The 652-nt window shown below is 47.1% G+C and carries 1 protein-coding gene; it reads right to left on the bottom strand.

The window, feature by feature from the left end:
- Nucleotides 1-359: 359 nt before the first annotated feature.
- The coding region (locus tag ON19_RS45245) for a hypothetical protein (RefSeq protein WP_218006500.1) at nucleotides 360-652 on the bottom strand (293 nt) is incomplete at its 5' end.

The raw sequence follows: 652 nt of genomic DNA, 5'->3' as shown, positions 1-652 counted from the left end.
ACCATACGCGAGACTGTGTGGCTGCATTTCAAGATTTTGTGTTACAGCAATTGTCTGAGGAAATGCCTCTTGAGGTCGTGAGGTTCAAGTTGACATCCCTGCAATATTTTTGCCTGCGCCAATAAGAGATGTGGGTAGTTGTCGTCATGTGGGCCCTGAACTTCAGCCTTGTGTGTGTTCAGCCTTGTGGGCCTTGAAGGCTAGGTATTCAGCTGCTGCATAAGCAGCTGCTGCCTGAGATCTGCTTGGTTGGAATGCAAGAATGATCTGAGAACAGTCTGACAAGCGTTCAGGAGATGGTTAGATTGGAAGGTCCGCCTTGTGACGGGTGACACCTGTAGAGAACCCAGCAATTTATATCAAACTGGACAGTCTGTTGTGATCAACTCAAGATTTGCAGTCTCATTATTGTACTCCATGTGCCCATTGTGAAATGTTCTGGGTAATACTGATGTCAGTGTGGTGCTCAACAATATAAACTGGACGCTAGTGTAGTTACCAGTTGGGTGGCTCATATCTGTAGTGCTCCAGTTGATATCGGCAAGTGCCACAGTGCTTGCTGTGCATGATTGCCGCCACACAAGTGAGAGGCTGTTCTGTGATGGTGTGTCGAAAATGATGTCTGCCTGTAATGTGAAGGACTGCTGCAAAA

The sequence above is a fragment of the Nocardia abscessus NBRC 100374 genome, from assembly GCF_000308455.1.
Taxonomy (GTDB): Bacteria; Actinomycetota; Actinomycetes; order Mycobacteriales; family Mycobacteriaceae; genus Nocardia; species Nocardia abscessus.
The sequence above is the reverse complement of the archived record's forward strand: the minus strand, read 5'-3'. Positions and strand labels throughout refer to the sequence as shown.